Here is a 20,328-nt window from a genome sequence, read left to right on the forward strand (position 1 = left end):
TGCCGGTCCAGCCGGGCCATGACGGCCGCGGCGTCGTCGGCCGCCGTCGACGGGTCGAGGCCTCGGGCTCGGGCGATCGTCAGTCGCAGCACGTCGCACTGCGGCACACCGGCGTCGACCCCGCTGTCGCCGAGCAGCTCGTCCGCCCGGCTCGCGGCCGCGTCGGCCTCCTCCAGCCGCGCGGGGTCGCCAGTGGCGACCAGGGCGTAGCCCAGCGCGAGCAGCGCCTGGCCAGCGTTCTGGGGCCCGACCGTCTCGACGTCGGCGTCGGTGGCGACGGATCGCGCGTGGACGACGACGTCTTCCGGTGGCTCGCCGTACTCCACCATCCCGATGCCCAGCCAGGTGGCGGCGTCCAGGGCGACGACGGTCGCGCCGACCTCGAGGCCGGTCCGCCAGGCCGACTCGAAGTTCGCCCGGGCCGTCGGCCACCGGTGGGTCCACAGCTCGATGAGGCCGAGGACGGTGCCGTCCGTCGCTGCCGCCTCGACGTCGGCGAGCGTGTCGGTCCGCTCGATCGCCTGGTGGCACCAGCGCTCCGCGGCGGCGAGGTCGCCCATCAGGAACGAGGCCGAGGCGAGGTTGCCGAGGACCACGGCCTGACGGTAGAGGTGCCCGGACGCCATGAACACCGGGAGGGCCTGCTCGAACAGGACGCGTGACTCGTCGAGGCGGCCGAGGTTGAACAGGGTCACCGCGTGCTGAGCCAGAGCGGTGCTCTCGGCCTCGAGGTCTCCGTCCTTCGCGAACTCCTCCCGTGCGCGCGCCCCGAGCTCCAGGGCGTCCGTGAACCGGCCCTCGTTGCCGGCCAGCATGGCGAGGTACCGCAGCGACTCCGCCACGATCGCCGTCCGGCCCTCGGTCCGCGCGATCGACAGCGCGGTGTCGAGGCGCTCCCGAGCGTCCTCGCCCCGGCCGTGCCACGTCAGCGCCTTGCCGGACCAGAGGTGCCCCTCGGCCACCCGGTCGTCGAGGCCGGACTCGCGAGCGAGGTCGGTCGCCCGGATGGCGAGGTCGACGGCGTCGTCGTACTCGCTGGCCTCGAACGCCCGGCGACTCTCGCCGAGGAGGGTCGTGACCGTGCAGGCGGGGTCGTCGAGGGCGGCGCTGAGCTCGCCCATCCGGCGCAGCGCGGCGGCCTGGGCCGTCCGGTCGCCCTGCCGCTCCAGGACGTCCTCGCGCGCGGCGACGACGTCGAAGAGCAGCCGGGTGTCGTCGATCGGCACCAGCTGCTCGGCCCGCTCGAGCAGGTGGGTCGCCTCGTCGAGGGCGAACACCCGAAGGGCCCGACGGCCGGCCCGCAGGTACCAGCCGGCCGCATCGGGGTCGTGGGCCAGGTCGAGGTGCTCGGCGACGATCGCCGCATACTCCTCGACGCGTCCCGTGCCGGTGGTGACGTCGGCGAGCCAGCGGGCGGCCCGCCGGTGGTACTCGCGGCGTCGGGCGCGCAGGACGCTGTCGTAAGCCACGTCGCGCAGCAGCGCGTGCTTGAAGAGGAACTCGCGGGTCGAGTCGAACGCGGAGAGCTCGCGCTCGAAGACGAGGTCGCGCGCCAGCAGGTGGTCGAAGGGGGCCGTGTCGCCCGAGTCGCCGTCCGCGGCCAGGTGGGTGACCGCGTCGTCCCAGAAGATCCGGCCGACGACCGAGGCCCGTTGCAGCGCAGTGCGTTCCGACGACGTCAGGGCGTCGAGGCGGGCCTGGAGCAGGCCCTTGAGGGACGGGGGAACGACGAGGCGGCCGACCAGATCGTCGACGATCCGCCACCGCGGTGAGTCGGGGACGACGACACCCGAGTCGATGAGCCAGGTGACCAGCTCCTCGAGGTAGAACGGGTTTCCCTCGCCCGAGTCGACGACCAGGTCGACGAGCTCCATCGGCGGGTCGTCGACCTTCTGGAGCAGCTCGAGGACCAGCGTCCGGCTCTCCCGGCGGGACAGCGCCCCCACGGAGAGCCGCACGTGGTGCTCGAGGCCCGAACCCCATCGAGGGCGCTCCTCCAACAGGCTGGTGCGGCTGGTGGCCACGACCATGACCGGGCAGTCGCGCCACATCCGCTCCGCGTCGTCCAGGAGCCGCATCGAGGTCGAGTCGGCCCAGTGCAGGTCCTCGAGCAGGATGACGACCGGCTGTGACGCCGCGAGCTGCGCGAAGTACTCGCCCAGGGCGACGGTCGCCTGGTCGCGCACGCTCTGGGGCTCGGTCGGGACCCCCTCCGTGGCGGCCGCGTCGGTCCCGAGGTCGAACCCGAGCCAAAGCCCGACCACATGTGCGGCGCGTACCGCCTGGTTCCCGTCCCCGTAGGCCATGGCGAACCCGGCCTCGAGCTTCTCGCGGACGACTCCCGGGGGGTCACTCTCGGCGATCTCCATCCGGGTGGCGATGACGTCGCGGGTCAGGGAGTTCGCGCGGTTCTGCTCGACGTGGGATGCGCGGCCACGGAACCACCACACCACCTGCGGCTGGCCCGCGAGCCAGAGGTCGAAGTCGCGCAGCAGCCGGCTCTTGCCGATGCCCGCGTCCCCGACGATGTCGACGACGAGGTAGCGCCCCTCGTCGACGACGTCGAGGAAGCGTTCCTGGAGGAACCGGATCTCACCGGCCCGGCCGACGGTGCTCGCCTCGATGCCCTCGACGACGCCGAGCCGGTCGAGCCGGAATCCCCGCGGACGTTCCGAGACCACGAGGTAGGCGTCGACCGGCGCGTCGAGGCCCTTGAGCTCCAGGCCGGGCACCGGATGCACGTTGAACGCCCGTCGGACCTGCCGGTAGGTCTCGGTGGAGACGAGGACGCCGCCCACGGGAGCGGCGGACTGCAGGCGGGCGGCCCGGTTGACCGTCGGCCCGACCGCGACGAAGTCGTGTCCGGCCCGCTCGCCCAGGGTGCTGACGACGACCTCGCCGGTGTCGACGCCGACGCGCATCCGAGGCGTCACTCCGAACCGGCGCTCGACCTCGTCACTGAGCTCGGCCGTCGCGGCCGTCATGGCCAGACCCGCGCGGACCGCTCGCTCGGCGTCGTCCTCGTAGGAGCGGTGCAGACCGAACACGGCCATGACGGCGTCGCCGATGAACTTCTCGACGACCCCGCCGTGCGTCTCGATGGCCGCCTGCCAGCGGGCGAAGCAGGCGGCGACGACGGCCCGGGTGTCCTCCGGGTCCAGCTGCCGGGACAGGACGGTGAAGTCCACGAGGTCGGCGAACAGGACGCTGACCAGCTTGCGCTGCTCGCCCCGCTGGCCGGAGACGAGCTGGGCCCGTCGCTCACGCAGCGGCGCCAGGGCGGTCTCGACCACCTCGTCGCCGAGCACCGAGCGCTGCGCCTCCAGGGCCGCGATGGCGCGCTCGATCGCGGCCAGGTCGCCGGTCGCGGGGCCGGCGCCCGGCGAGGGCGACGTCGACGCGCTCGCACCCATGCCGCATACCGTAATTCGGTGTCTCTCCCGCCCGCCGCCGAACGTCCGGCACGCGGTCGAATCCATGGGCGTACGCAGCAGGTTCGTGGTGTCATGGCCCCACGAGTCCGGAAGCGCCCAGGGAGTCTGTGTATGCGGGTCAGTGAGACGACGACGTCACTCTCGTGGATCCCCTCGGAGTCGGTGTGGGGACCGCTCAAGCTCGGGTTCGACCTCGGGCTGTCACATTGGGACGAGCCGATGCCGGACCGGATCTCCGGAGTGGACGAGGTCCAGGCCCTTCACGACGCGGGACGGTTCCGGTTCGCCAACGTCCTGCAGGCCTGGGTCGACGTCGAGGACGGGCGGATCGTCGGTCACGGCTTCGGCGACCGGTCGGGACTGCTGATGGGGGAGACGACGGTCCGGCTGGCGCGCGGTGGCGTGACGTTCGCCGCCGTCGGGCTGCCCGTGCTCCGTTCGGCCCAGGTCGTGGGCGATGGCGCGGGCGACGGCGCCGGTGGCGGGTCGGTGGTGTTCCGGCAGACCGCGGGCGGCCGGACGGCGATCCCGCTACCGCGGCCGGTTCCGCACCCACCGTTCGTGCGGTGGCAGGCGCCCCTCGTGTGGACGACGCTGGCCCTCACCCTCCACGCGGACGGGTCCTCGCAGGCGCAGATGGTGGGAGCGAGCACGTTCCCGCGGCACTGGGTCTACGGGAGCGACGGCGAGGTCGCCTGGAAGTCGGCGCTCACCGACGAGAGTCGCTGGATGCGGCACTCGTTCGGGGGACGCACGCCGTGGAGCGATCACGACCGTGAGGCGTTCGTCACCGAGGTGGAGTCGCAGATCGAGCGCAAGCTGTCGGCCGAGATCATGCGTGGTGGCGCGAGGCCGGAGGTCCGCCGCCTGCCCCAGGGCGCGCTGCTCACCCGTCAGGGCGACCCGGGCGACGAGCTGTACCTCATCCTCGACGGTGTCGCCGTCGTCGAGGTCGACGGGCTCGCCGTGGCCGAGCTCGGACCGGGCGCCGTCGTGGGGGAGCGTGCGATCCTCCAGGAGGGCCTTCGCACCTCGACGGTCCGCGCGACGACGCCGTTGCGGGTCGCCGTGGCGCGCCGGTCCGCCATCGACGTCGACAAGCTGCGCTCCCTGGCGGAGACGCACCGCCGCGAGGACCAGCCGATGGGGGAGACGCCGACCGCCCCGCTCGACTGAGGCTCACCTCTCGGGCGGCGGCGTCCGGTGTGTGGCGGGCAGCTCCGGTGCCGGGATCCCCCGTCGGCGTCCGTACCAGGTGGCCAGCGGCACCACGCTGGCCCCGTGGACCACGACGCACACCACCATGACCTCCCCGACGAGCTCTTTCTCCAGGGGGTCCAGCTCGATGTACGCCAGCAACCCGAAGGCGATGGACGCCAGCCCCCGCGGGCTCACCCAGCCCAGGAACAGGCGGTCTGCCCGCTCGATGTTGGTGCGAGCCAGTGAGAGCACCACCGGGACCGTTCGGGCGACGACCACGGCCAGGACTGCGAAGACCACGATCGCCCAGTCGGTCCCGTCGTGGAGGGTCTGGTTGATGAGCTGTCCGAAGAGGAACCAGACGAGCAGGCCCAGCAGGACGCCGGTGTCCTCGACGAGGTGGAGGGCGCCGTGACGCAGCAGCTTCACTGCCCGCCGGAACAGCAGCCCGGCGACGAACGCCGCCACGAACCCGTTGCCCTTCAGCCCCACCGCCACCAGGTAGGAGAGCAGGGGAGGGTGAGGACCGCGATGCGCAGGGCCGGCGGGTCGGTCCACCCGGCGGCGTACGCCCGGCTGATCAGCCATCCGCCGCCGAAACCGACGGCGACGCCCACCCCGATCGCGATGAGGAACGCCGGCGCCGCCTCGATGAGGGCCTCCACGTCCGGCGTGGACTCGTCGGCAGTGGCGTGAGCGGCCGCGACGGCGAAGAGGAACAAGGGCGCGACGAGGCCGTCGTTGAAGCCGCTCTCGACGTTGAGCAGGTCGCGTCGACGAACAGGACCACGGCCAGGACGACCTCGACGAAGTGCTCGATGGCGGCGGTGTCGAGGTCGCGCTGGTAGAGCGGATCCGACCCCGCCGTCAGCGCGATACCCGCGGGCACCACCGCGATGGGTGCCGTGATGCTCCAGCGACCCAGGCGGCCGGCGACCAGCCCCGACGCCAGACGGGCACCACGGTCCCGCGAGGCGCGTACCAGCGCGTGTGCGACCGTGCCAGAGCCTGTCAGTGCGTGCCAGCGGCGTGTGCGCGGCATGCCAGCGGCGTCCCTGACGATCAGGTCATGACATCACCAGACCTCATGATCCAGGCCGAGGGGCTCCGGAAGCGCTTCGGCTCCACCCAGGCCCTCGACGGGGTCGACCTCGCTGTTCCCGCCGGCACCGTCCTCGGTGTCCTCGGCCCGAACGGCGCCGGTAAGACCACCGCCGTCCGCATCCTCGCGACGCTGCTCCAGGCCGACTCGGGCACCGCCCTGGTCGGTGGGTACGACGTCGCCACCCAGCCGCACCAGGTCCGCCGCACCATCGGCCTCACCGGCCAGTACGCCTCGGTCGACGAGGACCTCACCGGTACCCAGAACCTTCTGCTCATCGGCCAGCTGCTGGGCCTCTCCTCGCGCGACGGCAAGGCTCGTGCCGCGGAGCTGCTCGAGTGGTTCGACCTCGGGGAGGCCTCGAGCCGGATGGCCAAGACCTACAGCGGCGGTATGCGTCGGCGGCTCGACCTCGCGGCCAGCCTGGTCGGTCGCCCCGCAGTGATCTTCCTCGACGAGCCGACGACGGGTCTCGACCCCGCCAAGCGCGAGGACATGTGGGACGTCGTGCGCAACCTCGTCGACGACGGGTCCACCGTCCTGCTGACCACGCAGTACCTGGACGAGGCCGACGCGCTCGCCGACGAGATCACCGTCATCGACCACGGGCGGGTCATCGCCCACGACACCCCGGACGGCCTCAAGCGGGTCATCGGCGGCCAGCGCATCGTCGTGACGCCGAGCGACCGCGACCGGCTGGGCGACGTCGAACGGCTGCTGGTGGACGTCACCGGCCACCGCGCCGTCGTCACCGGGCGCTCCGAGCTCACCGTGCCCGTCACCGACGACCAGGTGTTCGCGCGCGTCGTCGGCCGGCTGGCCGCCGACGGCATCGGCGTGAACGAGCTCTCCCTGCACCTGCCGAGCCTCGACGAGGTCTTCATGACCCTCACCGGCCACGGCACCACCGACTCCACCCACCCCACCCACTCCACGGAAGGGGAAGCGGCATGACCACCACCACCGCACCGCTCGACAACCCGCATACCGGACCCTCGCGGTCCGCGGGCCCCGGCCGGCACGTCGAGCCGACCACCGGCGGCGGCTCGCTGTTCACCCACGCCCGGGTGCTCGCCCGGCGCAGCCTCATCAAGATGTGGCGCACGCCCGAGGCGCTCATCGACGTGACCCTCCAGCCGGTGGTGTTCCTGGCCCTGTTCACCTACATCTTCGGCGGCGCGATCGCCGGCGGCTCGCAGCAGGAGTACCTCCAGTTCCTCCTGCCGGGCATGGTCGGCCAGCTCATCGCCATGGCCAGCGTCAGCATCGGCGTCAACCTCAACCAGGACATCGAGAAGGGCGTCTTCGACCGGTTCCGGTCGCTGCCGATCTCACGGTCCGCCCCACTGGTCGGCGCCGTCATGGCCGACGTGGTCCGCTACCTCATCCTCTTCGTCGTGACGATGAGCGTCGGTCTGCTCATGGGCTTCCAGGTCGGCACCAGCTGGCTCGGAGTGCTCGCGGCGCTCGGGATCTCGATGGCCTTCGCGCTCTGCTTCGCCTGGATCTCGGTGTTCGTCGGGATGATCGCCCGGACGTCCGGTGCCGTGCAGGGGATCATGTTCCTGCTCGTGCTGCCCCTCGGGTTTGCCAGCAACACCTACGTCCCGACGTCGACGCTGCCCAGCTGGATGCAGACCTTCGTCAGCCACAACCCGATCACCTACCTGGTCAGCACGGTCCGTGGGCTGATGGTCGGTGGACCGGTCGCCGAGAACCTCATCGGGACCCTCGTGTGGATGGCCGGGCTGGTCGTCGTGTTCGTCCCGCTGGCCCTCTGGGCCTACCGGCGGCGCGCCTGAGCCGGCGCCTCAACCCCGCCGACCTCGTCGGCCTCCAGCGGCTCGGCCTCCGTCACGTCCAGTGACGCGGGGTCGAGCCGCTTCACCGCGTCCGCCTGGGAGAGCGACCAGCCCCGGTCGTATGCGGCGGCGAACGCCTCCTCGCCCAGCCGGGTCGGGAGCACGGCGAACAGCTCGGCGATGGTGGGGTCGGTCGCGTCCTCGATACCCCGCACCCGCGCCGCCGCACCGAGAAGCTCCGCGGCGACCTCGCACCGGTCGTACCCCAGGGCCAGACGCGCCGTGGCGGCGCCGTTGCCCGCGAGGATCGGCATGTCCTTCGTCGCCAGCGCAGCGGTGTACCCGGCGGTCACGCTCTTGCTCGCCGCGTCGAGGTCGCCGAGCTCGACGTCGAGCAGCGCCACCATGGTGCCGAGCAGGGCCTGGCCGTGCGCTCCGCCGAGGGCTCGGCTGCTCTCCGCCTGGGCGGTCATCGTGTCGCGGATCGCGGCGACCTTGTCCATGTCGCCCTCGCGCACCGCGATCCACCCGCGACCCGCGTTGGCGAGGATCAGCGGGAACCCGCTGGCGTCCTCGAGCTCGTCGAACCGCGCGATCTCGCGCCGGGCCCCGTCGAGGTCGTCCAGCCGAAGGCGCAGGTTCGCCAGGCGCATCGCCATGAAGGCCTCGTCGGAGTGCGCGCCGAGGGCCCGTAGATACTCTTCGGCCTCGGCGTAGGACGCGATGGCGCCCTCGAGGTCGCCGTCGTAGGTCTGCAGCTGGGCCCTCATCGCCACGACGGTGGCGAGACCCCAGCGGTCGCCGAGGGCGGTGAACTCCTTGAACGCGGTGTCGACGTTCGCCCGCGTCACCTCGACGTGCCCGAAGTTCTCCGCCATGGCGGCCCCGAGCATCAACATCACCGCCCGGACCCACGGGTCCGGGTGCTCGACGCCGGCGAGGCGCTTCTGCTCGGCGACCTCGGGGCTCCCCGCGAAGTACGCGAGCATGGCCCGCAGGACCACCGCCTGGGGCAGCGCGTAGTCCGGGTCGGGGAGCAGCTCGAGCTCCTGCTGCAGCGCGGCGGCCTTCAGGGTCATGTCCTCCTCGAAGGCGGTGTTGTCCTCCATGCCGCGCGTCATCAGCATCACCACGCGGGCCAGCTCACGGGCGCCCGGAGCGGCCTCGCCCGGGACGGCCAGCGCATAACCCAGCCAGGTCCAGGCCTCGGCGTGCGCGCCGACCAGCGACCAGTACCAGCTCAGCTCGAGGACCATCCGCATCGTGCGCGCCGCGTCCTCGGAGTCGCCGAGGTAGCGGACGGCAGAGAGGATGTTGTCGTGTTCGACGTCGAGAACCCTTGCGGCGTCGAGCTGTTGGGCGTCGTAGAGCCGTCGTGACTGGAGCGAGACGAGGTCGGCGAAGAACGTCGCGTGCCGCAGTCGCGCCTCGTCCACGTCGCGGCGCTCGGCCAGCCGGTCGATCCCGAACTCCCGGATCGTCTCCAGCATCCGGTACCGCAGCCCGTGCGACTCGTCCACCGTCAGCAACGACTTGTCGACGAGCGAGCCGAGCAGCGTGGGGACGTCGGCGGCGTCGAGGCGCTCGTCGGCGCAGACCGCGGTGGCGCTCTCCGTCGTCGACCCGGCGGGGAAGACGGCGAGCCGCTCGGCCAACAGCCGCTCGTCGGCGGTGAGGAGGTCCCAGCTCCACTCCACGACGGCCCGGAGCGTCTGGTGGCGGGGGAGCGCGGTGCGGCGGCCACCGGTCAGCAGCCGGAACCGGTCGGAGAGCCGTTTCGCGACCTCTGGCACGGGCAGCACCCGGGTCCGCGCCGCGGCCAGCTCGATGGCCAGCGGGAGGCCGTCGAGGCGGCGCACGATCTCGACGACGGGTGCCAGCGTCGACTCGTCGAGGACGAGACCGGAGCGGACCGCGGAGGCGCGCTCGACGAAGAGCTGCACCGACGCATACGACATGGCCTCATCGAACCCGACCTCCCACGGTGGGAGCCCGAGCGGGGGAAGGACGCACAGCGACTCCCCGTCGACCCCCAGCGGTTCGCGGCTCGTGGCCAGGACGCGCAGCGTGGGGCAGGAGGCCAGGAGGTCCTCGACGAGCCGCGCGGCGGCGTCGAGCAGGTGCTCGCAGTTGTCGACGACGAGCAGGTACGGCCCGGTGCTGAGCGTCGCGACGAGCAGCGAGAAGTCGTCGGTGCCCCGGCGCGCCTCGCGGGTGCGCTCGAGGACGATGGCCTCGCGCAGGTCCAGGGCGGCGAGGAACGCGGGCAGGACGCCGTTCTCGTCGCGCACCGGCGCGAGCTCGACGAGGGACGCGCCACCCCCGTGGGCAGCCTGCCACGCCCGGCCGACCTCGGTGGCCAGCCGGGTCTTGCCGGCGCCACCGGGACCGACCACCGTCGCCAGCCGGCTGCCGGTGAGCACCCCGACGACCCGTTCGGTCTCGGCCTCCCGCCCGAGGAAGCTGGTCAACCCGGCGCGCAGCCCGGGGCGCCGGCCGATGGGTGGCTGAGCGCCGGGGACGTCCTCGCGCAGCAGCGCCAGGTGCAGCTCGCGCAGCGTCGGGGAGGGGTCGGTGCCGAGGGTCTCCGCGAGGGTGCTCCGGAGCCGCTCGTAGGCGGCCAGCGCCTCCGCGGGGCGGCCGGTGGCGGCCAGCGCGCGCATCAGCTGGCCGGCGAGCTGTTCTCGAAGGGGGTTCGCGCGGGTGCGGTCCTCGAGCTCGGCGACCACGTCGGCGGCGTGACCCAGGGCCAGGTCCGCGTCGACCCGGGCGGCGAGGGCGTCGAGCCGCTCCTCGTCGAGCCGGGCGGTCAGCGCGACCGCGTACTCGCCGTCGTCCGCGTCGGCGAGGGCCGGTCCGCGCCACAGGTCGAGCGCCTCGGCGAGCGTCGACCGGGCCATCGCCGCGTCGCCGGCGGCCAGGAGGTCCCGACCTCGGCGGGCCAACCGACGGAACCGCTCGGCGTCGACGGCGTCGCTCGCGACGGTGAGCCGGTAGCCCTGGTGCGACTGCTGGACCACGGTCGGGTTGCCGAGGGCCCGGCGCAGCCGCGAGACCAGCGTCTGGAGGGCGCCAACCGGGTCGGCGGGCCGTTCGTCGCCCCAGACCGCGTCGACGAGCGCGGCACTGGTGACGACGTGACCGGCGTCGACGGCCAACCGGGTGACGAGGCGTCGCAGTCGAGAGCCGGCGACGTCGATCGCGACGCCCCCCGGGCCGACCACCTCGAGCTCGCCGAGGACCCGCACCTCCACGGCCGTCGAGTCTGTCAGACGAGACCGACCGGATCGTCGCCGCGCCCCGGCTGCCAGACTGGGCGCCGTGTCGACCAGCCCGTACTGCGTCAGTGTGCCTCTGCGATGGTCCGACATGGACGCGTACGGACACGTGAACAACGTCCAGTTCCTCCGGCTCCTGGAGGACGCGCGTGTGACCGGGTTCAGGGAGTGGTTCGGCGGTGACGCGGGCGACCGCTCCCTGCTCGACGAGGGCGTCCTCGTCGCGCGGCACGAGATCGAGTACATCGCGCCGCTCACCTTCCGGCACGCGCCGATCGCCGTGGAGATGTGGGTGACGAAGATGGGCGGGGCCGGTTTCGACATCGGGTACGACGTCCGCGACCCCGAGGACGTCGGGGACGGCCACTACGCACGGGCCGAGACGAGCCTCGTCCTCTACGACTTCGCCCAGTCCCGGCCGCGCCGGATCCACCCGGACGAGAAGGCGATCCTCGAGGGGCTGCGCGGTGAACAGGTGCCCTTCCGGTGGCGGGGGCGGTGACTCCGGGGGGCCGGATCGTCCTCGATGACGCCCAGGGGTATGCCGACCTGCGCACCTTCGTCGCGCGGGCCAGGCAGCTCGACGAGGACGGGGCGGTGCGGCTCCAGGCCGACGGCACCGTCCTCGCCGCCTACGTCGGCGTGCTGCCCGGGCGGGGGCTGATGGGCGACGGGGTCGTGGTCGGGCTGCGGACGATGCGGCTGGGCCGGCCGACGACCGTCGACGCGACGGTGTCGCTGGCCTCTGTCGGTGACCGGCTCGCCCGAGACACCCGCGCGGGACTCGAGCTGCCACCCGTGACTCTGCAGACCGCGTGGGCCGCGATGACGCCGCCCCGCGCCGGCTGGGAGCCGGTCGGGTCGGTCGACGCGGAAGCGCTGGTCGGGGCGGCGCGAGCGGGGATCGCCGAGGTGGCCCAGGGGGCGCCGGCCGGGTCCGGTGGCCAGGCCGTCACCGACCTGCGGCAGCGGGTCTGGGGCCGGTTGACCGACACGATGCCGCCGGTACCTGCGGGTGCCGCGTTCGCCGCGTACGCGCTGGGCTTCGTCGACCGGGCCGACCCGGGGCTGCGCTGTGACGTCGTCGCGCACGGCCGGTGGACGAGGCTCAGCTCACCGCGCGGCCACGTCCTGGTCCGCTGACGGGGCTCGGCACCGGCGCCCGCTGACGACGACCAGCGCGGCGACGCCGGCGAGGACCGACCAGATGGCGATGTAGGTGTGCCGGTCGCCACCCGCCGTATGCAGCGTGGCGAACAGGGCGCTGGCGACGGCGATCCCGATGACGCTGCCGAGCACGTCGGACAGCTGGAGGGACGCCGAGGCGGAACTGTGCTCTGAGACCGGCGCGAGGTCGAGGAGGATGACCGAGAGGCTGGTGGAGCCCAACCCCATGCCGAGGCCGGCGAAGACCATGGCCGGCGCGAAGAACCAGACCGACAGCCCGAACGCCGTCAGCAGGACCATGACCATCGCCCCGGTCGCCACCAGGGCGCCGCCGGCGGAGACGAGCACCCAGCGGCGTCCGGTGAACCTCGGCCGTCCCTGGATCCACGACCCCGTCGACCAGCCCAGGGACCCGACGGCCAACAGGATCCCGGCGAGCGACACGCTCGCGCCGCGCTCCTGGGTGAGCATCAGCGGGACGTAGGTGATGGTCCCGTTGAACGCCGCGTTGAGGAAGAACCGGCTGAGGATCACCGAGGGCAGCCCGGCCGCCATCCGCAGCGTCCCGGGCGGGAGCAACCGTGGCGTGACGACGAGCAGCCCGACGACGCCGAGGACCGCCGCCCCCGTCTCCCAGGAGAACACGCGGACCTGGTCGTACGTGCCGAGCTGGAGCAGGCCTGCGGAAAGGGCGACCAGCACTCCGGCGCCGGCCGTTCGGCGGTGCGAGGCGCGTTCGCTCGGGTCGCTCTCGGTGTCCCCGGTCCGCGAGATCGCGCGGCGCTGGCTGACGATCATGGCCAGGGTCATCAGCGCCGGCGGGACCACCACCCAGAAGACCAGCCGCCACGTGAACGCCGTCGTCAGCCAGCCGGACAGCGGCGCGCCGATCAGGGCCGGCAGCACCCAGGCGGCCGACACCCAGGCGAACACCGTCGGGCGCAGCCCGGCGGGGTAGACGCGGCCGATGACGACGTAGAGCACGACGACCACCAGCCCCGCACCGAGGCCGGTGACCGAACGCCCCACGAGCAGGACGGGGAACGACCCGGCCAGCCCGCAGATCGCCGCGCCCCCGGCGAAGAGCAGCTGCCCCGCCACGAGACCCGGCATGGGTCCGGACCGGTCGGACCACACGCCGGCCAGCACGATGCCGAGCAGCTGCCCGGTGAGCATCACCGAGAACGCGAGCCCGTAGCTGCGGACCGCGCCCAGCTCCTCCGCGGCGGTCGGCATCGCGGTGGCGATCGCCATGAACTCGAACGCGACGATCGTCACCATGGCGATGACGGCCACCGAGATCAGCCGGTATGCGGGAGCGAACACTCCCGGGGGCGGGTCGGGCACCGTCGCTGGGGTCACCGGGTCGCCAGCGGTCTTCCGCTCAGCATCCCCGGTGGTGCTCATCGACCCGAGTCTAGGAAAGTCCGACCGACCGGCGCGTAGGCGGCTTCCCAGCCGTTCGTCCGACCGGGCTACACCCGATGGGGTGCAACAATCCGGGGGATGAACGGGATGCGGGAGCTGGTCATCTCGCCGTGCCAGGCGCGATGCTCCTGGTCCACGTCGGGCCAACGGCTCGGCGAGGACCTCCTCTTCGCGTGCTCGGCGTGTGGGAGCGAGTGGGTCGCATCGGAGGCCTGGACGCCGGTGGACTGGCAGGGCGTGGTCCCCGAGGCGGTCCAGGCGGAGCGGGCTCGCGAGGAGTAGCCGCGGAGACGGTCCGCGTTCCGACCCGCGTCGGGACACGGATCGGTGGTCGGCCGGAGTGTCGGGTCCCCTGGCTCATGACGTGGACCGCATCGCCGCCCGAACCCCCGACTCGACGCCGTCGCGGACCACGGTCGGCGCGGTGTCGTAGAGGCTCAGCCCCATCTCCTGTCGCCAGGCGGTGAACGCCCGGCGCTGCGCGGTCGTCATCGTGCTCTCGGACAGCGGCGTGCCCGCGTCGTCCCAGAACCGCACGCCATCCCGATCCGCCGCCCACCGTTGCGGCGACTGCTCGTCCGTCCAGGGGTGGGCCCGGCTGACCAGCCAGCGGACCTCGAGGTTGGCGGCGTCCGCGGCGCCCTCGGTCGCCTGCGTCGTGGCGCGCCGTTGGGCCGCCGCCGAGTCGGTGGGCAGCGTGGCGTCGACCAGACGGTCGGCGGCCAGCCGGACCAGGGGGGTGGCGAGGCGTCCGGCACCCGGGAGCACGACCTTGCCGGCCGCCGCCTCGGCCAGCCCCGCGAGGACGCGGTTGCGGTCGTCCACGTCCGCGTCGCGACGAGCCAGCCCCTCGCCCGCGCTCGTGAGCGTGAACCCGACGGTCTCGCCGAGCCTCCGAGCCACGGCGTCCAGCGCATGCGGATCACCCGAGCGGTCGGCCCGCACCGCGTCGACGAGGTCCGCCGCCAACCGGGTGTCGAGGGCCCCGAGCACCTGCGACAGCGCGGGGGCCGCGGCCGGGTCCCGAGGTGCCGTGTCCGAGCCGCGTTCGGTCAACGCACCAGTGTCGAGGGCCACCACCCCGACCAGCGCCGCGGCCGTAGACCGGTCCGGGAGTACGGCCTCCCAGGTTCCTCGCGATCGACCCGGGCGGGTCAGCCGGTCGGCATCCGGCCCTGGGCCCGCGTCCACACCGGCTCCAGCACTGTCGTCCAGGACAGCGGTGAGCGCGTCCGGGTGACGCACGAGCACCGTGCCGACATCGCCCAGGGCCGGCGCCAGCGCCGCTCGGTAGGCCTCGGGCTCCGGCGTCGATCGAGCCTCTGCTCCCACGGCTCCGAGCAATGCCGCGTCGAGGAGGACGGTGTCGCGGAGCGCCGGGTCACCGCCCGTCGCCGTGACGAGCTGCGCTGTGGCGGCCAGCGAGGTTGCCGCCGCGCCCGCGTCCATGGAGCGGTAGCGACCCGCGACCAGCTGCTCGACGACCAGCCGACCGTCGGCGCCGGGCAGCGGCGCGAGCAACCACGCCCGGGCCGCCTCGGCGTCGTGGTCGAGTGCCCGAGCCACGGCGAGAAGCGGGTCGTCCGTCGAGCCGCGTGCCCCGGTGAGCGCCGCGGCGGGCCGCACTCTGGCCGGCGAGCGGAGAGCCCGGTCGGCCGTGACCATCGCGACGGCGACCGTGGACGCGTACCGCGTCCCGGGACTGAGCCCGGCCAGTCGGGCGCCGGTCAGCAGCACCCCCTGGACCTCCGCGCCGCTCGCCCCGCCACCCCCGACTCGCGGCGGCGGGACGGCTACCGACGCGGCCAGCGCCACCAGCCAGGGCTCGCGCCAGGCGTCGAGGCGGGATCGGGTGGCGGCGTCGAGGCCGTCGGCACAGCGGGGGTCGGCGGCGGTCGCGAGCGCGGAGCCCAGCGCGACGCGCAGGCCCGCGTAGGCGTCGCCGTCACCCGCCCTCGCCAGTGCGTCGAGGGCGCGGCCCGCCGTCAACGGGTCGAGCCACTGCCACAGCGCCTGGGCCGCGACCGGGTCCCAGCCGCGCGCCCCGAACCGCGCGAGCGCGGGCCCCGCCGCACCTACGTCCCCGTCGGCCACCGCCGCCAGGTCTCGGGCGGTCAGGTCGGCCAGGGCGACGGCTTCGCGGTGGGCGACGACACCCGACACGACCGGGAGGCCGGCCAGCACGGCTCCCCGCACCGCCGCCTCGGACGGTGGTGGGTCGGCCCAGCCCAGGGTCGAGGCTCCGGGCCGTCCTGGACGATCGACCGCGACGACCTCTCTCGTGAGCGCCCGCAGCCGGTGCGCGGCAACGTCGGCGGCCAGCTGGAGGTCGGCCGACACGACGCCGTAGGTGCCGGCGACGGCGGCCAGCGCCATCTCGGGAAGCGCGGCCAGCGGGTCTGCGGGCAGGGCTGCATCCCACGCGGTCTGCAGCGTCGCGGCACTGCGCTGAGCGGCGTCGAGCTCGTCGGCGTAGCCGGACAGCACCGCCGCCGCCCGCGTCAGCCGGTCACTCATCGCCGCCTCGAGCCCTGCGACCAGGGCCAGCTCAGTCGTCGCCGCCGTGGCCGCGGCGCCCGACCAGCCGGCGAGCACCGGAAGCGGACCGCCGTCGGCCGCCAGCGGCGCGCTACCGATCGCGGCGGCGGCGGCCCGCAGCAGCGCTGCGGCCGACCAGATCCCGCCCGGCTCGCCCGGCGGCATCGGGAGCGCTTCCAGGCCGCCGCCGGGTGTCGGCCTCATCGGTCGCCACCCGGTGACCGACCGCCGAAGCCCGCGCCGGCCACCGAGTCCACCCTCGCGTACTCGACCGCCGCGCTGCCCAGCCCCGCCGAGAGGATCCCGGCCGCGTCGCCCAGCGTCGCCGCGGCCACGCGCTCGACCTGGCCGAACCCGTCGACGGCCGCGGCGAGCGGGCCGGCACCGACCCCGAGGGCTGCGACCGCCTCGGCGACCGCCGCCGCCACCAGCCGCCGCGCGGCGGCCAGCGCGGGCGCGTCACCCGCGGTCAGCGCAGCGGCGTCCTCGAGATCGTCGGGACGTACCGCATACCGAGGCATGTCCCGACGCTAGACACCGCGCCGGGACCGCCCCTTCCGTTGTCCACAGCCCTCAGGAGGTGAACCAGACCGCCGTGTCGGTCGGCACCGATCCGCCCGTGAGCTGCGCGGACGCCGCCAGCACCTGAGCGCCCGCCGGTAGCGCCACCGACGCCACTCCGAGGTTGACGAGCACGGTCACGTCGGCGCGGTCCCGGTCCGTGGACCGGAACGCGACCACGTCGGGGTCGTCGACGTAGGACTCGAGCCACTCCAGGGAACCAGAGCCCAGCGCGTACGCCCGGCGCAGGTCGAGGAGATGCCGGTAGAGCTCGAGGGTCGACCCCGGCACGCCCTCCTGGCGGTCGACGGCGAGCTCTTGGTAGGCGGCGGGCTGGGGCAGCCATGTCGCGGCCGTGGGTCCGAACCCGAGCGACGGACCGGAGGCCGACCACGGGAACGGGATGCGGCAGCCGTCCCGACCGGTGTGCTCGCCGCCGGTGCGGACGAAGGCCGGGTCCTGGCGTACCTCGTCCGGCAGGTCGGTGGAGTCGGGCAGGCCGAGCTCCTCCCCCTGGTAGAGGTAGGCGGCTCCGGGCAGTCCGAGCATCAGGGTCGTCGCGGCGCGGGCCCGACGTAGCCCCAGCTCGGCGTCCGGCTGCGGGTCCTCAGCGCGGATCCCGTGGGGGCGCGGAAGATCCTGCGAGAGGCCGAGGCGGGACGCGTGCCGCACGACGTCGTGGTTCGAGAGCACCCACGTCGTCGGCGCGCCGACGGTCGCCGAAGCGGCCAACGAGCTGGTGATCGTCGCCACCAGGTCCTTGGCGTCCCAACGGCAGTCGAGGAACTCGAAGTTGAACGACTGGTGCATCTCCGTCGGGCGGACGTAGCGCATCAGCCGCTCCACCGGCTGGACCCAGGCCTCACCGCAGAGGATGCGGGTGGGCCGGTCGTACCCGTCGAGCACCCTGCGCCAGTCCTCGTAGATCTCGTGGACGCCGTCCTGGTCCCAGAAGGGGTGCTTCGGCGCGTCAGGGTTGGCGGGCTCGTCGTCGGCCGGGTCGAGCAGCCGCAGCGCGCCGTCCCAGTCGGGCAGGGCCGGGTCCTTGACCAACCCGTGGGCCACGTCGACCCGGAAGCCGGCCACACCGCGGTCCAGCCAGAACCGGAGGATGTCGAGGAACTCGGCGCGGACCTGCGGGTTCGACCAGTTGAGGTCGGGCTGCTTGCGGTCGAACAGGTGCAGGTACCACTGGCCCGGCTGCCCGTCGGCCTCGGTGACCCGGGTCCACCCGATCCCGCCGAACACCGACGGCCAGTTGTTGGGGGGCTGTTCGCCGTTCGGACCCTTGCCGTCGCGGAAGATGTAGCGGGCGCGCTCCGGCGAGCCCGGTGCCGCCGCCAGCGCCGCCGTGAACCAGGCGTGCTCGTCGGAGGTGTGGTTGGGGACCAGGTCGACCATGACCTTGAGCCCGAGCACGGTCGCCCGTTCGATGAGCGCGTCGGCGTCCGCCAGCCGCCCGAACACCGGGTCGATGTCCTCGTAGTCGGCGACGTCGTACCCGGCGTCGGCCATCGGCGAGCGGTAGAACGGGGAGATCCAGACGGCGTCGACGCCCAGGTCGCGCAGGTAGGGCAGCCGGGCCGTGATGCCGGGCAGGTCGCCGACGCCGTTGCCGTCGGAGTCGGCCCACGAGCGCGGGTAGATCTGGTAGGTCACCGCGCTGCGCCACCAGTCGGTGGCGTCGTCGCGGTGAGCGGAGCGGTCAGGGGCGAGGTCGAGGAGGGACGAGGTCGTCACTCCTCAAGCGTGAGGCCAGCCCCGAACCACATGCAAATTTCCTCCGCTCCGTCTCAGTGCTCGGTTGGGTCGCCGGCACTGCCGACCTCGGTGACGTCAAGGGACGCCTCGCACGCCTGCGAGGATGACGCGGTGAGCTTCTACGACGAGGTCGGCGGCCATCCGACGTTCGCCGCGCTGGTGCACCGCTTCTACCAGGGCGTCGCGGAGGACCCCGAGCTGCGCGCGCTCTACCCGGAGGAGGACCTGGGTCCCGCCGAGGAACGTCTGCTCGGCTTCCTCGAGCAGTACTGGGGCGGTCCCACGACGTACTCGGAGCGGCGCGGCCACCCACGCCTGCGCATGCGGCACGCACCGTATGCGGTCACCCCCGCCCAGCGCGACCGCTGGCTGACGCACATGCTCGCCGCCGTTGACCAGATCCGCGACGACGGCATCCTCGACGAGACCCACGATGTCGTCCTGCGGGACTATCTTGTCCGGGCGGCTCACTCGATGGTCAACACCTTCGAGGAGCCGCAGGCCGGGTAGGGCGGCTCGCCCTCCGGATCGCCACCTTCCCCGACGCCGAGGTGACCATGCCGACCATCGAGGACCTCGTGCGACCCCGTCGGTCGTGCTGACCCCTGACGACGCCGGGTTCGCCGAGGCGACCCGGCTGCCCGGTCCGCCCGTGTCCCCCGACGTCTACGTCAGACCTCGTACGCCCGAAGAGGTCGGGTCGGCGCTTCGCTGGGCTGCGGCCGAAGGCGTCGAGGTGGCGGTACGCAGCGGCGGCCACGGCATCTGGGTCCCGGTACCCGGTGGCCTGCTGGTCGACCTCGGCGGCTTCACCCGGGTCGACGTCGGCGAGGGCGACGTCGTCGCCATCGGGGCCGGCGCTCTGTGGGGTGACGTGGCTGACTCGCTCGCCCCCCACGGCCTCGCCCTGAGCTCCGGCGACAACCGCTCAGTCGGTGTCGGCGGCAACACCCTCGGAGCCGGGCTGGGCTGGCTGGTGCGGTCGGTGGGTCTCGCGGTGGACCAGCTGGTCTCCGCCGAGGTCGTCACCGCAGACGGGCGCGTCGTCACGGCCAGCGCCGACGACAACCCGGACCTCTACTTCGCGATCCGGGGCGGTGGAGGCAACTTCGGGGTCGCCACCCGGCTCGACCTTCGCGCGGCTCGCGTGTCGGACGTGGTCTTCGGGACGGCCCCGATCGACCCCTCGCAACTCGCGTCGGCCGTCTGTGGCGTTCGGGACGCCATGCGTGACGCGCCCCGTGCGCTGGGCGTGACCGTGGTCAAGCCCCCGCCGCTGGGACCTCCGACGCCGCCCGTGGTGAGCTTCGTCTGGGCCGGTGCCGACGAGGACGCCGCCCGCGCGGCACTCGCCCCCGTCCTGGCGGCCCCGGGTGTCGGCAAGGCTCACCTCCAGGTGGTGCCCTACGGCGCGACGCTCGCTCCGGCGCCGCCCATGCCACCCGGCCCGCCGCCACGAATGGCCGGTACCAACGGCCTGTTCGCCAGGCTGCCTGACGCGACGGTCGAGCTCGCCGCGTCGACACTCGACGCTCACCCGCAGTCGATGTTCGAGGTCCGGTTCCTCGGCGGCGCGCTCGCGGACGTCGCTCCCGACGCGACGGCTCTCGCCTGGCGTGACGCGGAGGCGATCGTGCACTGGATCGCGTTCCTGCCCCCGGACGCTTCCGATGCGGACGTCGAGGCGGCTCGGTCGGCGTGGGAACCGGTCGGCGAGGGTGCCGAGCTGGTCTGTGGCACGTTCACCGACGACGTGGGCCCGGAGGTCGTCGAGCGCATGTACCCGCCGGCGACCCTGGCCCGGCTCCGTGACGTCAAGCGGACGTGGGACCCCGGAAACCTGTTCCGCCGCAACCACAACATCCCGCCGGCCTGACCCAGCGCGTACCGCCGTTCCCCATCCGGTCGCGCTGACTGGGTTCCGCTGTCCCCGATCGGGTCCCGCTGTGGCCGAGGCCAACTTCGGCCGTTGAACACGTCTCCATAACGACCGAAGCTGGCCTGTCGGCGAACTCCGGGCGGAGGCGTGGCTGCCCTGCTTGGGGACTCGGGAGTCG

16 protein-coding genes are annotated in these 20,328 nt (G+C 73.4%); 8 read left to right on the plus strand and 8 right to left on the minus strand.

What is annotated here, in order from left to right; genetic code table 11:
- Positions 1-3,413: ATP-binding protein (locus tag VIG79_RS06680; RefSeq protein WP_331883735.1), on the minus strand; the 3,413-nt coding region annotated here is incomplete at its 3' end.
- 132 nt (positions 3,414-3,545) lie between these two features.
- On the opposite strand from VIG79_RS06680, the gene VIG79_RS06685 reads away from it, so the two are divergent.
- The gene (locus VIG79_RS06685; protein ID WP_331883737.1) at positions 3,546-4,610 is read left to right on the plus strand and encodes a cyclic nucleotide-binding domain-containing protein; all 1,065 of its coding nucleotides are present in this window, start codon (positions 3,546-3,548) and stop codon (positions 4,608-4,610) included.
- 3 nt (positions 4,611-4,613) lie between these two features.
- Here VIG79_RS06685 and VIG79_RS06690 read toward each other — a convergent pair whose 3' ends face one another.
- The gene (locus VIG79_RS06690; protein ID WP_331883740.1) at positions 4,614-5,132 is read right to left on the minus strand and encodes a cation:proton antiporter; all 519 of its coding nucleotides are present in this window, start codon (positions 5,130-5,132) and stop codon (positions 4,614-4,616) included.
- Complete coding sequence (locus VIG79_RS06695) at positions 5,117-5,356, minus strand: hypothetical protein (RefSeq protein ID WP_331883743.1); 240 nt, start codon at positions 5,354-5,356, stop codon at positions 5,117-5,119. The genes VIG79_RS06690 and VIG79_RS06695 overlap by 16 nt, the downstream gene beginning before the upstream one ends.
- A gap of 347 nt (positions 5,357-5,703) precedes the next feature.
- Here VIG79_RS06695 and VIG79_RS06700 point away from each other — a divergent pair, with 347 nt between their 5' ends.
- Positions 5,704-6,690 (plus strand): ATP-binding cassette domain-containing protein, encoded by a 987-nt coding sequence (locus VIG79_RS06700; RefSeq protein WP_331883746.1) that lies wholly within the window; start codon positions 5,704-5,706, stop codon positions 6,688-6,690.
- Complete coding sequence (locus VIG79_RS06705; RefSeq protein WP_331883749.1) at positions 6,687-7,538, plus strand: ABC transporter permease; 852 nt, start codon at positions 6,687-6,689, stop codon at positions 7,536-7,538. The genes VIG79_RS06700 and VIG79_RS06705 overlap by 4 nt, the downstream gene beginning before the upstream one ends.
- Here the strand turns inward: VIG79_RS06705 and VIG79_RS06710 are convergent.
- On the minus strand, positions 7,520-10,792 hold the full coding sequence (locus VIG79_RS06710; RefSeq protein WP_331883751.1) for a BTAD domain-containing putative transcriptional regulator: 3,273 nt from the start codon (positions 10,790-10,792) through the stop codon (positions 7,520-7,522). The two genes, VIG79_RS06705 and VIG79_RS06710, sit on opposite strands and share 19 nt — an antisense overlap.
- Positions 10,793-10,859: 67 nt before the next feature.
- Here VIG79_RS06710 and VIG79_RS06715 point away from each other — a divergent pair, with 67 nt between their 5' ends.
- Both VIG79_RS06715 and VIG79_RS06720 read left to right on the plus strand, forming a co-directional pair.
- Positions 10,860-11,318 carry a thioesterase family protein gene (locus VIG79_RS06715; RefSeq protein WP_331883753.1) on the plus strand — a complete coding sequence of 153 codons (459 nt, stop codon included), beginning with the start codon at positions 10,860-10,862 and terminating at the stop codon, positions 11,316-11,318.
- Complete coding sequence (locus VIG79_RS06720) at positions 11,315-11,959, plus strand: hypothetical protein (protein WP_331883755.1); 645 nt, start codon at positions 11,315-11,317, stop codon at positions 11,957-11,959. Before VIG79_RS06715 ends, VIG79_RS06720 begins: the two co-directional genes overlap by 4 nt.
- Here the strand turns inward: VIG79_RS06720 and VIG79_RS06725 are convergent.
- Positions 11,930-13,390 carry an MFS transporter gene (locus tag VIG79_RS06725; protein ID WP_331883757.1) on the minus strand — a complete coding sequence of 487 codons (1,461 nt, stop codon included), beginning with the start codon at positions 13,388-13,390 and terminating at the stop codon, positions 11,930-11,932. The genes VIG79_RS06720 and VIG79_RS06725 overlap by 30 nt on opposite strands.
- Positions 13,391-13,489: 99 nt before the next feature.
- Between VIG79_RS06725 and VIG79_RS06730 the strand changes: the two genes are divergently transcribed.
- Positions 13,490-13,693 carry a hypothetical protein gene (locus VIG79_RS06730; RefSeq protein ID WP_331883760.1) on the plus strand — a complete coding sequence of 68 codons (204 nt, stop codon included), beginning with the start codon at positions 13,490-13,492 and terminating at the stop codon, positions 13,691-13,693.
- Positions 13,694-13,768: 75 nt separating this feature from the next.
- Here the strand turns inward: VIG79_RS06730 and VIG79_RS06735 are convergent, their stop codons facing one another.
- From VIG79_RS06735 to VIG79_RS06745, 3 genes are read right to left on the minus strand one after another with little or no spacing between them, the layout of a single operon-like run.
- Positions 13,769-16,153, minus strand: coding sequence for a hypothetical protein (locus VIG79_RS06735; protein WP_331883763.1), 2,385 nt, complete (start codon positions 16,151-16,153; stop codon positions 13,769-13,771).
- On the minus strand, positions 16,150-16,470 hold the full coding sequence (locus VIG79_RS06740) for a type VII secretion target (RefSeq protein ID WP_331883767.1): 321 nt from the start codon (positions 16,468-16,470) through the stop codon (positions 16,150-16,152). Before VIG79_RS06740 ends, VIG79_RS06735 begins: the two co-directional genes overlap by 4 nt.
- Before the next feature lie 52 nt (positions 16,471-16,522).
- On the minus strand, positions 16,523-18,250 hold the full coding sequence (locus VIG79_RS06745) for a glycoside hydrolase family 13 protein (RefSeq protein ID WP_331883770.1): 1,728 nt from the start codon (positions 18,248-18,250) through the stop codon (positions 16,523-16,525).
- A 132-nt stretch (positions 18,251-18,382) separates the two neighbouring features.
- Between VIG79_RS06745 and VIG79_RS06750 the strand changes: the two genes are divergently transcribed.
- Together VIG79_RS06750 and VIG79_RS06755 are read left to right on the plus strand one after the other, a co-directional pair.
- Entirely contained in the window at positions 18,383-18,781 is a 399-nt protein-coding gene (locus VIG79_RS06750) for a globin (protein WP_331883773.1), read from the plus strand.
- Positions 18,782-18,866: 85 nt separating this feature from the next.
- Positions 18,867-20,147: an FAD-binding oxidoreductase gene (locus VIG79_RS06755; RefSeq protein WP_331883776.1), complete on the plus strand. Its 1,281-nt coding sequence runs from the start codon at positions 18,867-18,869 to the stop codon at positions 20,145-20,147.
- Positions 20,148-20,328 lie beyond the last annotated feature (181 nt).

The sequence above is a fragment of the Lapillicoccus sp. genome (assembly GCF_036559105.1).
Taxonomy (GTDB): Bacteria; Actinomycetota; Actinomycetes; order Actinomycetales; family Dermatophilaceae; genus Lapillicoccus.